Raw genomic sequence first — 2,003 nt, forward strand, 5'->3', positions numbered from 1 at the left:
CCGCGCCTTCGCGCCCGCCCGGCGCGGCGCGCGCGCCTTCGCGCCCCGGGCGGCCTGCGCGCGGACCGCCGCGTCGAGCGCGAGCCGCGCCCACGGCAGCATCGCCTCGGCGTCCTCGTGCGCCTCGTCTGGCGGGCGGTAGTAGCTGGTCTCGTACATGCCGGGGTAGATCCACATCCGGCAGCCCGCCTCCAGGAACCACGGGCGCGTCTCGCCGTCCGTCTTGAGGAACAGCTCGTCGCCGTCGAGCAGCCCGAACATCAGGCCGTCGCAGTACAGGCCCACGCCCCCGAACATCCGGCGCGCCTGGACGGGACCGAGCGCGGAGAGCAGGTCCACGGCGTGATCCACGAACGAAGGTGAGATGGCCATGTCGGCGCGCCTCCCGGTGCCGCCGAGCGTACCTCACTCGAAGAGCCGCTCCGAGATCGCGCTGTGCAGATCGAGGCCGCGGCGGGTGAGCACCAGCGCGCCATCCCGCCGCACCGCCAGCCGGTGCCGCACCAGATCGGCGGCCTCGCGCGCCTGCGCCGGGCCGAGCGCGGCGAGCGGCGCGCCCTCGCGGGTCCGCAGCGCCAGCATGAGCCGCTCGTTCCGGTCGGCGCGCGCGTCGATCCGGTCCTCCTCGGCCGTGGGCAGCCGCCCCGCCTCCACCGCCCCGAGCCAGGCGCCCGCGTCGCGCAGGTTGCCGTAGCGCACCGAGCCCGCCTCCCCGCGCCGGCAGCCGTACGCGCCGGCGCCGAGGCCCAGGTAGCTCTCGTGCCGCCAGTAGAGGCCGTTGTGGACCGACTCGCGGCCGGGCCGGGCGAAGTTGGAGATCTCGTAGCGGCGCAGCCCGAGCCGCCGGAGCGCCGCGCGGAGCGCCGCCGCCTGCGCCAGCGTGTCCTCGTCGGAGGGGAGCGGCAGCCGGCCCTCGCGCCGCAGGCGCGCGAGCGGCACCTCCTCGGCCATGACGTCGGGGTCGAGCGTGAGCGCGTACGCGGACACGTGCACCGCGCCGGCCTCCACCGCCCGCTCGGCGTCGCGCCGCGCGGTCTCCACGCTGGAGCGCCGCGCGCCGTAGATGAGGTCCACGCTGACGTTGCCGATCGCGGCGGCGGCCTCGCGGATGGCCTGCTCGGCCCGCTCCGGTCCGTGGCGGCGCCCCAGCTTCGCGAGCACGCCGGCGTCGAACGACTGCACGCCGACCGAGATCCGGTTCACGCCGGCGGCCCGCCAGGCGCGGAGCCGCGCCGGGTCGGACGACTCCGGGTTCACCTCCAGCGTCACCTCGGCGCCGGCCTCCAGGCCGAACCGGTCGCGGATGGCGGCGAGGACGTCGCGGATCTCCTCCGCGTCCCAGAGCGACGGCGTCCCGCCGCCGAGGTAGACGCTGCGGAGCGAGAGGCCCTCGAACGCGGGCGCGCGCAGCGAGAGCTCCGCCCGCACCGCGCGCGCGTACCGGCCGGCGCCGGGCGGGCGCTCGGTGGTGACCGCGAAGTCGCAGTATGGGCAGCGGTGCGTGCAGTACGGATAGTGCACGTACACGCCGAACGGGCGCGCCATCCCGGGGAGGATAGCGCGGCGCGGCGCGTCGCGCCGTGTCAGCGCCCGGCGCGCCGGGCCACCTGGAACGGCCCGCGCTCCTCCGCGGAGAGGCCGGCCTGGCGGGCGAGCGCGGCCGGCAGGCGCGGACCGGCCGAGACGATCATCGCGGCGCGCTCGAGGAGCAGCTTCCGGAGCCGCGCGTGGTCGTCGCGCCAGGGCGACGCGCCCACGGCGCCGAGCGCGACCGACAGCTCGCCCTTGCCGGCGAGGTGAGCGAGGACGCCGGGGCCGCGCGCCACGGCCGCGTCGGTGAGCTCGGCGGCCACGTGCCGGTGGGTGCGCGTCCGGGTGCGCGGGTCGTCGCCCCGGCGCACGAAGGTGAGCTCGGAGCTGGCGAGCGGCGCGCGCGCGCCGAGGTCGGCGCGGGTGAGGTGGCGGAGGGTGCCGTCGGGCTGGACCTGGAAGTAGCGCAGGCC

General features: G+C 77.6%; 2 protein-coding genes and 1 pseudogene. All 3 read right to left on the reverse strand.

The annotated features are described in order from the left end of the window. The coding region (locus PSR1_RS23045) for a TfoX/Sxy family protein (protein WP_160309054.1) at nt 1–372 on the reverse strand (372 nt) is incomplete at its 3' end. Nucleotides 373–405: 33 nt separating this feature from the next. Continuing rightward, the gene (gene hemW, locus PSR1_RS23050; RefSeq protein WP_059439619.1) at nt 406–1,545 is read right to left on the reverse strand and encodes a radical SAM family heme chaperone HemW; all 1,140 of its coding nucleotides are present in this window, start codon (nt 1,543–1,545) and stop codon (nt 406–408) included. A gap of 38 nt (nt 1,546–1,583) precedes the next feature. Continuing rightward, nucleotides 1,584–2,003, reverse strand: a pseudogene (locus PSR1_RS23055) (hypothetical protein); the annotation flags it as partial.

Source organism: Anaeromyxobacter sp. PSR-1, from assembly GCF_000964525.1.
In the GTDB taxonomy this organism is placed as follows: Bacteria; Myxococcota; Myxococcia; order Myxococcales; family Anaeromyxobacteraceae; genus Anaeromyxobacter.

What these genes read in the sequence shown, in the direction of transcription:
- hemW (WP_059439619.1), bottom strand. Translation starts at nt 1,545, where the DNA reads ATGGCGCGCCCGTTCGGCGTGTACGTGCACTATCCGTACTGCACGCAC.